General features: G+C 58.3%; 11 protein-coding genes. 5 read left to right on the forward strand and 6 right to left on the reverse strand.

Annotated elements, in window-relative coordinates; translation table 11 throughout:
• Positions 1–148: 148 nt before the first annotated feature.
• The 4 genes from A3AY_RS0110035 (at position 149) to A3AY_RS0110050 (ending at position 5,550) form a co-directional block, all read left to right on the forward strand.
• The gene (locus A3AY_RS0110035) at positions 149–1,693 is read left to right on the forward strand and encodes an ATP-binding protein (RefSeq protein WP_112864704.1); all 1,545 of its coding nucleotides are present in this window, start codon (positions 149–151) and stop codon (positions 1,691–1,693) included.
• 21 nt (positions 1,694–1,714) lie between these two features.
• Positions 1,715–3,805, forward strand: a complete 2,091-nt coding sequence (locus A3AY_RS0110040; RefSeq protein ID WP_018325549.1) for a Druantia anti-phage system protein DruA — start codon at positions 1,715–1,717, stop codon at positions 3,803–3,805.
• Positions 3,806–3,877: 72 nt separating this feature from the next.
• Positions 3,878–4,687, forward strand: a complete 810-nt coding sequence (locus A3AY_RS0110045) for a type IV toxin-antitoxin system AbiEi family antitoxin domain-containing protein (RefSeq protein WP_162709216.1) — start codon at positions 3,878–3,880, stop codon at positions 4,685–4,687.
• Positions 4,684–5,550, forward strand: a complete 867-nt coding sequence (locus A3AY_RS0110050) for a nucleotidyl transferase AbiEii/AbiGii toxin family protein (RefSeq protein ID WP_018325551.1) — start codon at positions 4,684–4,686, stop codon at positions 5,548–5,550. The genes A3AY_RS0110045 and A3AY_RS0110050 overlap by 4 nt, the downstream gene beginning before the upstream one ends.
• 152 nt (positions 5,551–5,702) lie before the next feature.
• Here the strand turns inward: A3AY_RS0110050 and A3AY_RS0110055 are convergent, their stop codons facing one another.
• The 5 genes from A3AY_RS0110055 to A3AY_RS0110075 are packed head-to-tail and all read right to left on the reverse strand — an operon-like array spanning position 5,703 to position 10,239.
• Positions 5,703–6,311 carry a hypothetical protein gene (locus A3AY_RS0110055; protein WP_234913189.1) on the reverse strand — a complete coding sequence of 203 codons (609 nt, stop codon included), beginning with the start codon at positions 6,309–6,311 and terminating at the stop codon, positions 5,703–5,705.
• A 59-nt stretch (positions 6,312–6,370) separates the two neighbouring features.
• Positions 6,371–7,534 (reverse strand): N-acetylglucosamine-6-phosphate deacetylase, encoded by a 1,164-nt coding sequence (gene nagA, locus A3AY_RS0110060; protein WP_018325553.1) that lies wholly within the window; start codon positions 7,532–7,534, stop codon positions 6,371–6,373.
• Positions 7,531–8,559 (reverse strand): SIS domain-containing protein, encoded by a 1,029-nt coding sequence (locus tag A3AY_RS0110065; protein ID WP_083925947.1) that lies wholly within the window; start codon positions 8,557–8,559, stop codon positions 7,531–7,533. The genes nagA and A3AY_RS0110065 overlap by 4 nt, the downstream gene beginning before the upstream one ends.
• A 34-nt stretch (positions 8,560–8,593) precedes the next feature.
• On the reverse strand, positions 8,594–9,361 hold the full coding sequence (locus tag A3AY_RS0110070) for a GntR family transcriptional regulator (RefSeq protein ID WP_018325555.1): 768 nt from the start codon (positions 9,359–9,361) through the stop codon (positions 8,594–8,596).
• Positions 9,358–10,239 carry a glucosamine kinase nucleotide-binding domain-containing protein gene (locus A3AY_RS0110075; RefSeq protein ID WP_018325556.1) on the reverse strand — a complete coding sequence of 294 codons (882 nt, stop codon included), beginning with the start codon at positions 10,237–10,239 and terminating at the stop codon, positions 9,358–9,360. Before A3AY_RS0110075 ends, A3AY_RS0110070 begins: the two co-directional genes overlap by 4 nt.
• Before the next feature lie 344 nt (positions 10,240–10,583).
• On the opposite strand from A3AY_RS0110075, the gene A3AY_RS34960 reads away from it, so the two are divergent.
• Positions 10,584–10,964 carry a GNAT family N-acetyltransferase gene (locus A3AY_RS34960; RefSeq protein ID WP_234913188.1) on the forward strand — a complete coding sequence of 127 codons (381 nt, stop codon included), beginning with the start codon at positions 10,584–10,586 and terminating at the stop codon, positions 10,962–10,964.
• Between the two features lie 198 nt (positions 10,965–11,162).
• On the opposite strand, the gene acmB is transcribed toward A3AY_RS34960, so the two are convergent.
• Positions 11,163–12,347 (reverse strand): methyl acetate hydrolase AcmB, encoded by a 1,185-nt coding sequence (gene acmB / locus A3AY_RS0110085; protein WP_018325558.1) that lies wholly within the window; start codon positions 12,345–12,347, stop codon positions 11,163–11,165.
• Between the last annotated feature and the right edge of the window lie 231 nt (positions 12,348–12,578).

The following is a 12,578-nucleotide window of genomic DNA, read 5'->3' on the forward strand; positions in this document are numbered from 1 at the left end:
GAGCGATAATTGACCCAAGAGAAAGCTCTCTCCCAAAAACAAAAACGCACAATCCTCCAATTAATCAGCTGACAGCGCCATCCTATCACGTCATGTTAGCGACCGCCCGATGCGACTAACCACGAGCAGCGGCCACGGAGGAATGGACATGATAGCAAAGAACGAGGAGATCGTCGCAAGGCAGGAGGCCTATGCTTCATCGCAAGATGTGATTACGCGGCACGGGCTAACCATCGACGAGGCCTTCATCCGCGGGATCAGGCATATCGGATATCGCAGCAATCTCCACGCCTTTGCTGAACTTATCGACAATTCGATTCAGGCCTATGCGCAGCGAGTTGATCTCGTCTTCGGATATGCCGATGACGGCTCGGCCAAGAAGCCTAATCGGATCGCCGTCATAGACGACGGACATGGGATGCCTGCCGCAATGATGCGGCTGGCGATGATGTGGGGAGGGACGCATAGGGAGGACGACCGGGAAGGTTTGGGACGATATGGCTACGGCCTCCCGTGCGCTGCAGTCAGTATCGGACGCCGTTTCAGGATTTTGTCAAAGTTAGACGGCGGTCCAGTTTTTGAGGTTCGCCTCGACCTCGATGATCTTGAAAATGGCTCTTACAGAGCCGCAGACGGTCAAATCAGCCTGCCTAACGCCCAGCTAACGGAAATCCCCGATTTTGTCTCCCAGCACATCCAAAAGAACTATCTTCAGGGATGGCGGTCCGGAACAATCGTTGTTCTGGAAAAGCTTGATCGCGTAGAATGGACGACAGCACTGGGGATGCGGACAAACCTGCTTCGCCACCTAGGGGTGACCTACCATAAGATATCGGAACTTGCGGACCTTTATGTGGACGGTATCCGCGTCCGCCCCATTGATCCGCTTTTTCTCACGCCGTCCGCAGACTATTTCGGGCTTGACGACGACCGAGCGGTTCCGCTTGAGCCTGTCACGATCTCAATAAAGAACCCTGTTTCGGGTCGAGAAGGGAAGATCACGCTACGCTACTCGTGGCTGCCGCCGACTTTCGGCGCACTCGATAAGATGCGAGATGCGGTCGGTCTCAACGCCAACCAGCGCTTCCCCATACTAAAGGACTATCATGGCCTGATCTTCAGTCGCAACGGTCGTTTGATCGACGTTCAAAACCGCGCTCCATGGACGGTTTTCATCAACAACGACCGCTACATTCGCATTGAGATTGAATTTTCTGCCACACTTGACGAGCTTTTCGGTGTGACAACATCGAAGCAGCAGGTTTCTATTTCAGCTCTGATATGGGATGCCTTGCGCCAGGCGGGCATTCACAAGGCTATTGAGCAGCTTCGCAGCAAGGTGAAACAGGCAAAGCTCGTTCGCTCCGCGATACTTCCACCGCCGCCGATGTCGAAGCCCCCAAGGGCTGTCGTTCAACCAGAGGCCCGGGTCGAGCAACCTCGTCAAGCTGGGCTCAAGTCGGGTGTTCCTCCTCTTCTCATCGAAGACAAAGAGGGGAGGATGGTAGCAAACGGGACCCATCCGTTATTCAATGGATCGGCGGGTGCGGCCGCGTGTGCAAATGCCCTACACAAACTTGTCGATATGCTCGCCAACCAGGCGGGTTCTACTAGCGCGCGAAGCAGGGATCAATATGGTGACTTGCTGACAGGGTGGTGCCGACTGGCATGGCCGGTTCAATCGGATGGCTGATATCATGGCTCGACCTGCAAGATGACGAACAAGACGAATAATGGACTATCTCAAGGACCACGGCGGCCCGGTTCAGCACGTTCGTTCTCTCCTTTTCTGGCGCCGGGTGAAAAGGCGCAACTCCAGTCCCTGCTAAAGGCCGGAGGTGGTGCGCCACCGAGCTTTGCCGACGCGCTTCGCGATCTTGCCAGGCAGTATATCGACGACGGGGAGAGCCTCAAGCTCAGGGCAATCTGTCTGCTCGTTGCCGATCTCGTTGAGCAGGGTTGGCGCGTCTCCGTCAATGACGGGAACATATTGTTCGAACCACCCGGAATCACCCGAGCGGGGAGTCAAACCGTTGACGATGTTAAAGCGCGAGTGCGGACCGCGCTTCAAACGGCACGCCAGCGACAGCTCAAGGAGTCGTCCGTTGTCTCATTTGTTCGCAGAATGGAAAAGCGATTCGTTCGGGCAAATGGCCAGAAAAGTTCAATTTTGGACCTGATTGACGATGGCGCTGCGTTGTCGAAAGCGCTGTCGTCGATAAATGAAGTAGACGGCGACAGACGACAGGCGATGCTCGCAAGCTTGATTGATCCAGTGATCGAGATTTGCGAGGCCGGCAATTGCTGCCGTCACACCGGCATAAAACTGATCGATATCTGGCGATATTTTCGGCACACATGGGCGCACGAATACAGGCCGATACCTGGTCGCCAATTGCTGATCCTGATCCGCAATGCAGCCCGCGTAAACTACCCCATCATCGGCATTGCCATGCTCGCGAGCCCCGTAATGCGTGTAAATGTCCGCGACCGATGGATCGGATGGCTCCGAGAAGAAACCAGGCTTCGGTTGGAGAGCGGGTCATTCGACCCTAAAGGGCTCGCGCAGTCACTACAATCACAGCTTGAACAATCGATCGCCGCCATCCGGTGGGACGATCTTGTCCAGGCGGATGACATCGCCGAGCCGAGTGAGGCAACCGTCTTGCGTTTGGAGCAGAAGGCTGCCGGAGCCGCCTATGCCAGGGAAATGGAATTGCGTGCTCATTTTGACGCCCGCCAGGATCATGGAGAGCCTGTTTCGCCGCTGCGAGGCGCGGTCAAGAGCAATGCCGTTAACGCAGACTGGTCGGCACTGTCCGAGGACCTTCTGTTCGTCCGCAAGCGCGCCGAGGTTCTTGCGCAGTTGCTATTTGCTCGACAGATGTTCCGGGCGGCCCGCCTAGATGAAGAGCCTGCGCTGGCGTTGGAACAATTGCTCGCGGGCCGCAGCGGTCAGCGCGCAATCGATATCGTTTTGACCGAATGCAGGAAGGCTGGCCTGTCGAGCAGAATCGCTGATGTCAGCGTTTGCGGAGCGGTCGCTCCCTACAATGAACTGCTTGGCGGTAAGCTCGTGGCCTTGCTTCTCGCCTCTGAGGAAGTGCGAAGCGCCTACGAGCGTCGATACAGCAATCAGGTCAGCGTGATAGCTTCACAAATGGCCGGGCGCCCGATTTCGAAGCCGGCGGATCTTCGTATTTTAACGACAACAAGTCTCTATGGAATCGGCTCGAGTCAATACAACAGGCTTTCGCTCCAAGCGAAAAACAGCCCACTGCTAAAGACTGACGTCATCTGGAAACCGATCGGCAGCAGTCTGACTGGCGGATATGGCACACTGCATCTCGGGGCTGATACCGCAAACGCGCTTCGATCCATGGCTCAGTCCCGGCACTTTTCGCGTCGAATCAACAATCGGTTCGGCGAAGGCACCAGTCCGAGGCTCCGACAAATGAGGGAAGGTCTCGATGCCCTTGGTCTCGATAGCGACACGATTCTTCACCATGCAACACCACGTTTGTTTTACGCGTGTGAACTTGGTGCCGGGGCACGAGAGGCGCTTTTGGGACTATCCAATCAGGACGTTCAGTGTGAACCTGCCGTCGCAATTGCCGACGCTTGGCGTCGCCGCTGGTTGAACGAGAGAAGCCGTAGACCAGAGACCCTTGCAAAGCTGCAAGGGCTCGGACCTTCCAGCGTCCAAGCGAGCCTACATCCGGTAGAAGTCCCTGATTTGTTTGAAAGCGGAAAGGGTAAACCTTTCCGCGATGACGCGGCCGGCCAAGCTTGGACTGGCCGTTAGCTTCCGTCGTCAATCATATGCAAAACCCCTATTTTTTTGTTTGTTTTTGCGTATGATCGACGGATGGCATCTGTGGACGATTTCATCGAAGAAAAGCTCATCAGCGGGTACTCCACATTTACCCGCGAAGAGGCATTGGCTAAGCTCTCGCTGAAACCCGAGGCGTTCACGGCTGCATTGACGCGGCAAATCTCCAAAAAGAGGGTAGCCAATCCAAGGCACGGATTTTACATTATCCTACGGCCTGAAGACAGGATTGCCGGAGCTCCGGATCCGGCGCGCTGGATCGATCCGTTGATGAAATATCTGGGCCTAGACTACCGGATATCCCTCTTGCGCGCGGCCGCGATGCATGGCTCTTCGCACCAGGCCGCGATGGTGTTTCAAGTTGTCGTCCCGCAGCAGTTCCGTTCAATCGTGATCGGACGCCACCGCATCCAGTTCATCTACTTGGCGCCCGGCATCTTTAGCGCAACCAACCACGGGGAATGGCTGACGTCCCTGAAGACGGATGCCGGCTACGCTCAAGCCGCAGGCGTGGAACTAACGCTCCTTGACTGCATCCGCTACTTTAAGCGCGCCACCGGTATCAACGGCGTGGCTCAAATTGCGAAGGACATCGGCGACCGAGCGAATCCAAAAAAGTTGGCGTCGATCGCGCAGCACTTCGAAAATACCTCAGTTAGACGTCTCGGCTACTTGCTCGATTTGTCGAACCACAAAAAGCAGGCTGACGCATTACAGCCATTTGCCCAGCAAACCGACAAGTATACGCCACTCGACCCATCAGTGAGGCCTCTGATCGAGGGCCTTTCCATCTCTGAAACAAGAGATGATCGGTGGCGTCTCGACATCAATGAAACCGTGGAGATCGACTTTTGATCCCGAACTCGCATCTAACAGCCTGGGCTGCGCAGGCGCCGTGGCCGGACTCTCGCCAGATCGAACAAGATCTCGTTATTTCTCGCGCTCTCTGTGACCTCTTTTCGGCGCCGAAGCTCCAGGGCAAGATCGCCTTCCGAGGTGGCACAGCAATCAACAAACTGCTTTTCAAACAGCCCTTGCGCTATTCAGAAGATATCGACTTGGTTCAGATCACTGCCGAACCGATCGGACCCACAATCGATGCAATCCGCGACGCTCTGTCATGGCTGGGGAAGTTCAAAAGAGAGCAGGCGGGTCATTCTACGCACCTCATCTTCCGCTTCGCACCGGAGGCGGAGCCTGAATCGTCGCTGAAGCTAAAGGTAGAGATAAACACACGCGAGCACAAATCGCTGTTCGGGACTCACGCGTACCCGTTTAAGGTAGAGAATGGATGGTTCGTCGGTACCGCCGATATCGTATCCTATGACAAGGAAGAGCTGTTCGGCACAAAACTCAGGGCTCTCCTGCAGCGGAGAAAGAACCGCGATCTTTTTGATTTACATGAAGGCTGGCGCGAGCTTTCTCTCGACGCGGGACGGCTTGTCGCTGCTTTCGAGCACTACCTTTCGCTCGAGGACAATGTCATCACGCGGGCGAACGCGGAGCAACGTATGCTCGAAAAGCTGACGAAAAGTCTGACGGAGGACATCGCGCCGTTGCTTCCCCCAGGCGTAGAGTTCACGGACGACGACGCTCTTCATGCGTTCGGAGTTATTTGGAAGGAGGTCCTACCATTGCTCAACGGCGAGCCATGGAAGTCGTCCGAAAAAGCGATAGAGCAACTTCGTGAGAAGAGATTCCCTAAGCTTCTCTTGTAGTCGCAACTGCCTCCAAAAGCGACAATTGTGCAGGGAATATCCACGACCGTGCGCGTGTCACAGTGCCGCATGATTAGCGGGCCTGCGGTTCGATTTCCGCGCAAGAAGCTCGCCCTGCGCACGAGCTTACTGCACGAGTCCTCGATCAAGTCTCATCCGCTTTCTCGACCGAAGGTCTGCTGAAACGGCAAGTATCCGACAAAACCTGTTATCTTCCATGCGTGATCTTCCATTGTGCAAAAGAACACCGATTGCCAGTTCAGTCTTTGCGATCCGCCGTCGGCGAGTGCGATCGCGTCATCGAAAGTTTTTCGCGCCGTGGCGGTGTGTCCTTCGACGCGGATATCGAGCATGTTCGTGGCGCGAAACAACGCCTTCCGCCGATCTTCCCCATACTCTGTCGCCGCAGCGCGACGTGCGTCGCAAAGCCAGGCGTCTCGATAGGTTTCGACCGTCGGAAACCGAACTTCCCAATCAGCCGGATCGAGTGAGGCTTTGGCATCCAGCCCACAGAAGCCGTCGTACTTGAACGAGTTGGCAAAAATCGACCAGTCCTCGTTGACGAAGCCATCGACGTCCTTTCGCACGAGCATTTCCCAAATTGCGTGTCGCTCCTGGTCGGAGGGGGCAAAGGGGTTGGTATCGTAAGCCATCAGTTCGGTCCTCTGATCGTTAAAGAATGAGAAATTTACACGCCTCGTGCCGGTGTCACCTGGGTCCGACGGATCGAGACTATTGAGGAAAGCCTGCCAAGGGGTCATACGGCGCCGGTTCGCGCGTCGTCGGCATTGCCGACGGCTCCGCATATAACCTCATCTTGTCAGTTCTGCTCGAAAGCCCTTTGTCCCCCGATCCAGGTCGATTGAACTCGAAGCTCCGGCGTCAGGATCACGAAATCGGCGTCGGCCCCCGGCACGAGCCGCCCTTTGCGAGCGCCAATCCCAAGGACATCGGCCGGATAGCTGGAGGCCATGCGGATGGCCTCCCCGAGCGGAAGACCAAGTGTCTCGTAGACGAAACGGATGGAGGAAATCATGTCGATATCGGCGCCGGCGAGCGTGCCGTCGGCAAGTGTCAGGCGGCCGCCGTTCCGGAACACCTCTCGTCCGTTCAAGGTAAAGCGCGTCATGTCGGTACCGATCGTCGACATCGCATCCGTCACGAGAAAGACCCAACCCGGGCACTGCTTGCCTCGGATGGCGATGCCCAATGCCGCAGGGTCGACGTGAAAGCCATCGGCGATGATGCCCGCGTGGAGCGTGCCGGTCGCCAGCGCCGCGCCGACCACGCCGGGTTCGCGATGACCGAGGCCACTCATGGCGTTGAAGAGATGCGTGACGGCGCGTGCGCCTGATGTCGCGTAAGCGCAGGCCGTTTTGTAATCCGCATCGGTGTGGCCGAGGCTGACGACGACACCTGCGTCGGCAAGCGCCATCACCTGTTCCGGGGCGACGTTTTCCGGGGCCACTGTGACCATCAGGCACCCGAGTGCGGCCGCGCAGCTAAGCAATTCGTCGAGATCCTGGGTCTCCATCGGGCGGATCAGCGATGGATCATGCGCGCCTTTGCGGACGATCGAGAGGTGCGGGCCTTCAAGATGCAGCCCCAGGAAGCCTGGGACGCGGGCAGCCTTCGCCTCGATCCCGGCGGCAATCGCAGCGGCTGTGACCTTCGATGTGTCGGTAATCAATGTCGGCAGCAATGCCGTGGTGCCGAACCGCGCATGGGCCGCGCAGATATCGCGAATGCCCTGGAGTGTCGGTTGCTCGTTGAACAGGACGCCGCCGCCGCCATTGACCTGCAGATCGATAAAGCCCGGCACCAGCAATTGGCCAGGGGCGTGCACCGTTTCGGCGTCGTCGATGAGGGCGTCATCCGGAAGGATGGAAAGGACCCGGCCGTCTTCGATCAGAAGCGCTGCGTGATCATGCCACTCCAGACCGTCAAAGATCCGTGCGCCGACTATCCTCCTTTTTCCGCTCATTTCGTCTCGGTCACTTTCTTGAGATGCGTCGGCGCGTCGGGATTGAGGCCTCGCGCGCGTGACCAGGCTTCGACGAATCCATAGAAGGGGAGGATGAGCGCCAGCGCATCGGTGATCGGATGGCCAGTCTCAATAGAAGGTAGGGACTTGGCCTTCTCTGCTCGTCCCGAGGTGACACGGACGATAGCTCCCTTGGCTTTCAGGCTATCGGCAACGACGACCGTCGATGCCTCGGCGGCGTCGCGTGACGCCAGCGCAAGCACCGGGAATTCCACGCCGACAAGCGCCACTGGTCCGTGCAGCACTTCCGCGGCAGAAAAGGCTTCCGCATGGACGCCGGTCGTTTCCTTGAACTTCAATGCCGCTTCACTGGCGATCGCCAAAGCCGGCCCGCGACCGAGCACATAGAGGGATGTCGCTTGATCAGCGTCGGCGGCGAAGTCCTGCCAATCGAGTTTCACGGCGTCGGCAAAGTGCCTGGGAAGATCCGCCACGGCGCGCTTCAGCGACGCATCACCTGTCCAATGGCCGAGGATCGCGAGGCCGGCGACGATGGAGTTTACATAGGACTTGGTTGCCGCGACCGCATGTTCGGTCCCTGCAAGAATATCCAGCGGATGGCTGCAGGCATCGGCGATCGGCGAGGGCAGCGTATTCGTCAGCGCGATCGACGTGGCGCCGGCGCGGGTTGCGGCTTCAGCCATGGCGACGATGTCGGGGCTCTTGCCCGATTGCGAAATTGCGATCGCTGCACCGCGGCCAAGTTTCAGCCTGGCGCCATAGATCGACGCAAGCGACGGTCCGAGCGAGGCGACGGGCACGCCAGCGGTCAGTTCGATGGCATATTTGAGAAACAGTGCAGCATGATCCGACGAGCCGCGGGCAATCGTGACGACGAAGGCCGGATCCCTGGTGCGAAACGCTTCCCCGGCATCAGCAAAGGCTTTCTCCGATCGCTCAAGCAGCCGGGCAGCCGCTTCGGGGATCTCGTCTATCTCGCGGCGCATATTTGTTTGCACAGTCATCTCCATTTGGAAGGCTCCACTCGAGACCATGGGCTCAGGTTTCTGGGATCGTGAATTCGTTGACGAAGCCGTCGGTATCGCCCCGACAGAGCGAGCAGGTAAATTCGACCGGCCGGCCGGAATGGAGAAAGCCCACGCGCCTGACCAGGAGACCGGCGGCTCCATCCGCTACGCCAAGTACCGAGGCATCCGGCTCACGAATGGGGCTTGCAAACAGGCGTTGAATCGCGCGCACGGGCCGCGCATCTCTGTCTTGCAGCGCGGCGTAAATCGAGGTCGAGACGCTGAGCGGGTTCGCCAGGAACTCAACTGAAACGCAGCTGCGTTCTATCGCAAACGGCAAACCCCCGGATATGCGGAGCCGGGCCAGGCGAGCGACCTTTGCGCCGGCGGAAAGGCCAAGCGCCATCATCTCGTCCGATGATGGGCTGGTGATCTGACGCTCCAGCCATTCGGTTCGCAGGTTCGAAGCCGGCCAGAACATATCCTCGGTCGGCGGCGACGGTGCGGGCGACGCCGGTTGAGCCAGCAGGGCCAGCGAACGGGAGACGAAGGTCCCGGAGCCCCTGCGGCGCACGAGGAGGCCATCGCGTACCAGTTGGTCGATGGCTTTGCGAACGGTCACCCGGCTGACCCGCGCGGAGTCGGCGAGATCGCGCTCGGGCGACAATGCCTCTCCGCTGCCAAGCCTGCCCGACAGGATCGCCTCTTCGAGCGACCGCCGAAGTTTGTGATAGAGCGGACCCGCGCCCTCAAGATGTATGTCCGCATCGGAAACCGAAGCCGAGTGTCTAGCGCTCATGCCGCAGAGCTCCGATCGTCGCCGTAGCGCGCGAGCGCGAGAGCGACTGCGCCTGTGAGGGCATCGGCTTCGGGTTCTGCGAGCCGCGATTGGTGCCGCTTGGCGATCCAGGGACGATAAAGCGGTGCCAGGCCACCAAGGAGACAGAGCTTCTGCATCCCTTGAGCGACGAGACGGTCAAGCGCGTCATCAATCGTGACCGCGGCGGCCGCTAACAGACGCGTTGCGATGACATCGCCCTGTTCGGCATGTTGAAACACCGGCGGCGCATAGCGGCCGAAATCGCCAGGCTTTGCCAGACGCGCAAATTCCACGATCTCGCGCGGGTCGTTGTGGAACTCCGCAAGGACGGAACTGGCGAGAGGGGAGGGAGCGTGAATGCCGTCATGAACGAGCAGGGTTTCCTGCAAGAGCGCGTGACCAATTCGGGCGCCGCTGCCAAGGTCTCCGATTGTAAAGCCCCAGCCTCCTGTATACCGCACGCTCTGCCCTTGGCGTGCGATGTAGATCGTGCCCGTACCCAGGATCGCGACCGCGCCATCCTTGTCGCCCAGCGCGCCCTGGAGTGCGATAAGCCCGTCGGACTCGATCTGCGCTTTTGCGAACGGTAGCCGTCGCTGCACATGATGGACCGGGTCGCCAACATTGTGCCCGGCCACCCCGAGCACCGCGCATGCTTCGCAGATGCCAGCGGGATCGAGACCCGCTTCGACAAACGCGGCACGAGCCGCCTCAATTATGTTCTGGAGTGCAGTGTCAGGATCGGAAAGAATATTGGCGGCGCCGGATTTCGCGCGACCAAGAATGCGGCCATCCGGACCTGCGACCGCCGCGCGGCAACTTGTTCCACCACCATCAATTCCGATCAGAAAGGCCATGGGCGCCCCGCGGTTTGTGAATGCATGTTCGAGGTAGGGAAGGCCGGCTTCTATCGACGCACACCGATTTCGTCGTTGCGAATTAGTTTGTTCGTGCGTCGCACAAACAAAAAGGCGTGTCAATCAAAATGCCGGTGCGCGGGAGCCTCCGGGTATGATTTTCGGAAACGCAGCCTATTATCTGAAGTCGATGAACGATGCCGTAGGAGGGCGACGGCTCCTATTCGCCCAGGCGGCCTTATCGCGATGCCGCCCACGCAGGCGTCGGACACGAGAGGGTGATAGTCGATGTTTCAGGACGAAGTGATCTTTCGTCGGTTCCAGTCAGGGGATGCCGATGATGTATGGCATCTGCAAGAAGCACATCTGAGGCCGTCGGTGTGCGTGGTCCGGAAGGGATGTGGGAGGATGATTTACGCAATGTCGGAGATGTGTACATCGTGTCAGGCGGAGACTTCATAGTTGCGCGTATCAGCCCCCGACTCGCTGCCATGGGTGGGTTGAAACCTGTGAAGGACGATGTCGCAGAGCTGAAGCGTATGCGGGTCGACCCCGCCTTTCAACGACGAGGGCTTGGAAGGAGGCTTCTTGGTGAACTGGAATCGCGGGCCGTGGCTCTGGGATTCAAGTGGATAAAGCTCGACAGGACAAAGATCCAGACAGGGGCTCAAAGAGTTTATGAGTTGGCTGGCTATATTGAGGGCATAGTGTTGGTTTCCCGCTGAACAACGCTTAGCTAGAAGTGTCCCGAACGCTGTCATGCCACCCGCTGTTTTGCGGATAGATTGAGCGGTTTTCGGCCGGTTACGTTCGCGGCACGATCCCACAGGAAGTCGCCGGAAAAGGCGATATGCTCCCACCCGACCGGTGACAGGAGATCGTTGGAAACAATTTCGTCCCGCGAGCGCAGATGCTCAATCGCGTCAGCCTTTCCGGTGGTTGTATATCGCCGTTTCGAATTCGAGGTATCCCCCCACTGACGCCGCATCGGCAAAAGGAAGGATTTGCGTAGCCCAATAGCCCCCAATCCCGCGCTTCCTGTCGATCCAGTAATAGAGATTGGCCAGACCGGCCCAGGCCAAGGATCCTGCCGACCGTCCAGTTGGGGCATCCTCTTCATTGATCATGAATGTGAGCCCCCAGCTTTTCGGCATTCCAGGAAAGAATTCCGCGTCATTGGACAGTTTGGGGATAACTCCGGGAAGCCTCCTGATCTTCATTTCACCTAAACCGTTCTTCTCAGCCAAAGCCACGGTTTCTGGCTTGAGGACCCGGCCATTCGGTCCGTCGCCGTCGTTCAGCCACATGCGGATGAACTTTGCGTAGTCAAGAGCCGTTGAATACAGTCCGTGACCGCCCATATGGACCTCCGGATCTTGCTCCAGCACGAAGTCGGCGAGAACGGCGAGCTTCCCGGCTTTGTCTCTTTGATGCATCGTCGCGAGGCGCGAACGCATTGATGAGGTCATGGTGAACGCCGTGTCCTGCATATCGAGCTGATCGAAAATGCGGCTCCTCATGACCTCGCCAAGCCTCGAGCCGGTGACACCCTCGACCACCTGCCCGGCCCAGTCGATATTCGATCCGTATTCCCAGCGCTCTCCCGGGTCGAACAGAAGCGGCGTTTGGAGCGCCTTCCGGGACGCGGCTATGACGCTTGGCTGGCCATGCTCCTCAGCGAGCCGATTGTAAGTCTCGTTGAAGAAATCATACCCGAAGCCTGCGGTGTGCAGCAGCAGCATGCGCGTAGTGACATCGCGCTTCGGCGGTCGCACGCGGGGTGTGCCGCCGGAATCGAAGCCCTCGATGACAAGCAGCTCTCCAATTGCTGGAGCATAATTCTTCGCGGGCGCGTCGAGGTCCAGCTTACCGTCTTCAACAAGCTGAAGACACAGCGTACCCGTTATTGCCTTCGTCGTGGAAAAGATTGCAAACACGCTATCGGTCGTCATTTCCTTGCCGCCGCTCAGGCTGCGGAAGCCTGCCGCACCCTCATAAATGTTGCCTGTTCGGTCAGTTGCGACGGCGACGACCCCTGGAATACCTGGTTTGCTAGCTACTGCACGCGCCAACACTGCGTCTGCTTTGGATTGAAGATTGTCTGCCATCCGCTTCCTCCCGAAAAACGTGCACACGCGTGCCGCGTGGCCGCGATATTTTGTTGATGTGAACCCATCGCCTCCTCGCGATGTCGTTTCTTAATAGAAGTACCGGTCAAAGATTTCTGTCTGCCATCGGAAGCGCATGTCTGAATTCGGCATAAGATTTCTCCGGCTCGAGCCGAGCGACGCCTCACGAAAGCGCCTCGCGCTATCTTTTTTTAGCCGGTCCGAATACGG

The sequence above is a fragment of the Rhizobium giardinii bv. giardinii H152 genome (assembly GCF_000379605.1).
GTDB lineage: Bacteria > Pseudomonadota > Alphaproteobacteria > Rhizobiales > Rhizobiaceae > Pararhizobium > Pararhizobium giardinii.

What these genes read in the sequence shown, in the direction of transcription:
- A3AY_RS0110035 (WP_112864704.1), top strand. Translation starts at nt 149, where the DNA reads ATGATAGCAAAGAACGAGGAGATCGTCGCAAGGCAGGAGGCCTATGCT.
- A3AY_RS0110040 (WP_018325549.1), top strand. Translation starts at nt 1,715, where the DNA reads ATGACGAACAAGACGAATAATGGACTATCTCAAGGACCACGGCGGCCC.
- A3AY_RS0110055 (WP_234913189.1), bottom strand. Translation starts at nt 6,311, where the DNA reads ATGACCCCTTGGCAGGCTTTCCTCAATAGTCTCGATCCGTCGGACCCA.
- nagA (WP_018325553.1), bottom strand. Translation starts at nt 7,534, where the DNA reads ATGAGCGGAAAAAGGAGGATAGTCGGCGCACGGATCTTTGACGGTCTG.
- A3AY_RS0110065 (WP_083925947.1), bottom strand. Translation starts at nt 8,559, where the DNA reads ATGACTGTGCAAACAAATATGCGCCGCGAGATAGACGAGATCCCCGAA.
- A3AY_RS0110070 (WP_018325555.1), bottom strand. Translation starts at nt 9,361, where the DNA reads ATGAGCGCTAGACACTCGGCTTCGGTTTCCGATGCGGACATACATCTT.
- A3AY_RS0110075 (WP_018325556.1), bottom strand. Translation starts at nt 10,239, where the DNA reads ATGGCCTTTCTGATCGGAATTGATGGTGGTGGAACAAGTTGCCGCGCG.
- A3AY_RS34960 (WP_234913188.1), top strand. Translation starts at nt 10,584, where the DNA reads ATGGCATCTGCAAGAAGCACATCTGAGGCCGTCGGTGTGCGTGGTCCG.
- acmB (WP_018325558.1), bottom strand. Translation starts at nt 12,347, where the DNA reads ATGGCAGACAATCTTCAATCCAAAGCAGACGCAGTGTTGGCGCGTGCA.